We start from the raw sequence: 2,034 nt of genomic DNA, 5'->3' as shown, positions 1-2,034 counted from the left end.
CTCCCCGCCCACCGGGCCCCACCCGCTCACGGGCCGGACGCGGGCCGGACGCGGGGCGGCCCGGCCGCGCCCGGTGGTCAGCGGGTCTGCGGGAAGCCCAGGTCGATGGCGGAGGTCGCCGGGTCGGGCCACCGGGTGGTGACCACCTTGGCCCGGGTGCAGAAGGCGATGCCCTCCGGCCCGTACATGTGGGTGTCGCCGAACAGCGAGTCCTTCCAGCCGCCGAAGGAGTGGTGGGCGACCGGCACCGGGATCGGCACGTTGACGCCGACCATGCCCACCTCCACCTCCCGTTGGAAGCGGCGGGCGGCGCCCCCGTCCCGGGTGAAGACCGCGGTGCCGTTGGCGTAGGTGTGGGAGTTGATCAGCTCCATCCCCTCCTCGAAGCCGGCCACCCGCACCACCGAGAGCACCGGGCCGAAGATCTCGTCGGTCCACACCTCCATGTCCGGGGTGACCCGGTCGAGCAGGGTCGGGCCGAGGAACCAGCCCTCGGCGGGCAGGTCGGCCTTCCGCCCGTCGACCACGACCTCGGCGCCCCGGTCGGCGCCCCTGGCCACGTAGTCGGCGACCCGGTCGCGGTGTTCGCGGGTGATCAGCGGACCCATGTCGGTGTCGGGGGCGGTGCCGTCGCCGACCCGCAGGCCGGGGAGGCGCTCGGCCAGGGCGGCGACCAGCGGGTCGGCCGCTTCGCAGACGGCGACGGCCACCGACAGCGCCATGCAGCGCTCGCCGGCGGAGCCGTAGGCGGCGGAGACGATGGCGTCGGCGGTCGAGGGGATGTCGGCGTCGGGCAGGACCAGGGCGTGGTTCTTCGCCCCGCCCAGGGCCTGCACCCGCTTGCCGTGCGCGCCGGCCGTGGCGTGGACGTGCCGGGCCACGGGGGTGGACCCGACGAAGGAGACGGCCGCGACGTCCGGGTGCCTCAGCAGGCCGTCCACGGCCTCGCGGTCACCCTGCAGGACGGTGAACACGCCGTCCGGCAGCCCGGCCTCCTTCCACAGCCGGGCCAGGAACAGGGATGCGGAGGGGTCCTTCTCGCTGGGTTTGAGGACGAAGGCGTTGCCGCAGGCGATGGCGCCGGCGCACATCCACAGCGGGACCATGGCGGGGAAGTTGAACGGGGTGATGCCGACGATCACGCCGAGCGGCTGCCGCACGGTGTGCACGTCCACCCCGGACGCCGCCTGCTCGGACCGGTCGCCCTTGAGCAATTGGGGGACGCCGGCGGCGAACTCGACGTTCTCCAGGCCGCGCCGGACCTCACCGACGGCGTCGGAGAGCACCTTGCCGTGTTCGGCGGTGATGATCGCGGCGAGTTCGTCGGTGCGGGCGTTGAGCAGTTCCCTGAAGGCGAAGAGCACGGCGGAGCGCCGGGAGAGCGGCGCCTCGCGCCACTCGCGGGCCGCGGCCAGCGCCCGCGCGACGGCGTGGTCGGTGTCGGCGGTGTCCGCCATGGCGACCTCGCCGATGACCGCGCCGGTGGCCGGGTTGTGGACGGGGGCGGTGCGTTCCGAGGTCCCGGCATACGGGGCGCCGTCGATCCAGTGCTCGATACGGGGGGTCATGCGGCGATGATGGCGCGCGGCCGGGAGCGGTGACAACGGTCGTCTGTGCTGTCACAAAAACGCCGTCGCGGGCGGACCCCGGGCCCTCGCCGCCGGTGGGCCGGGGCGGCGGCGAGGGGGCCGGGCTCAGGGCTGGGGCGGTGCAGGAGGCTGATGAGCACCTCGTGCAGGACCTCGTGGTCGCGCGGGTCGTGGAGGGTGAAGGGGCCGCCCTCGGGGGTGTACCACTCCTCGGCTCCGGCGTAGCGGATCCGCAACACCAGGGTGCCGTCCTCCTCCGCGCTGGTCAGGAGTTCCAACTCGCCGGTGATGACACCGGCTTCGAGGGTCATCACGCCGCCGCGCGGCGCCTTGAAGACCGTGCTGCGTTCACTGATATCGCTCATGGCGGACATCTCACCACGTTCTCGAGAGTCAATCCCGTTTCCCGCCCGGCGGTTCGGCCGGACGGGAAAGGGGGTGGGCC

General features: G+C 73.6%; 2 protein-coding genes. Both read right to left on the bottom strand.

Going from position 1 to position 2,034, the window contains the following annotated elements; all coding sequences use genetic code 11:
* Window positions 1–77: 77 nt before the first annotated feature.
* Window positions 78–1,568: a CoA-acylating methylmalonate-semialdehyde dehydrogenase gene (locus FNQ90_RS21040; protein ID WP_182607793.1), complete on the bottom strand. Its 1,491-nt coding sequence runs from the start codon at window positions 1,566–1,568 to the stop codon at window positions 78–80.
* Window positions 1,565–1,954, bottom strand: coding sequence for a hypothetical protein (locus FNQ90_RS27670; RefSeq protein ID WP_228471448.1), 390 nt, complete (start codon window positions 1,952–1,954; stop codon window positions 1,565–1,567). Before FNQ90_RS27670 ends, FNQ90_RS21040 begins: the two co-directional genes overlap by 4 nt.
* Window positions 1,955–2,034: the final 80 nt, after the last annotated feature.

The sequence above is a fragment of the Streptomyces alkaliphilus genome, from assembly GCF_014141535.1.
Lineage (GTDB): Bacteria > Actinomycetota > Actinomycetes > Streptomycetales > Streptomycetaceae > Streptomyces > Streptomyces alkaliphilus.
Note: the sequence above shows the minus strand (reverse complement) of the source record. Positions and strands in the feature narration are given on the sequence as shown.

Coding starts and splice junctions, on each gene's coding strand:
- FNQ90_RS21040 (WP_182607793.1), bottom strand. CDS start 1,568: ATGACCCCCCGTATCGAGCACTGGATCGACGGCGCCCCGTATGCCGGG.
- FNQ90_RS27670 (WP_228471448.1), bottom strand. CDS start 1,954: ATGAGCGATATCAGTGAACGCAGCACGGTCTTCAAGGCGCCGCGCGGC.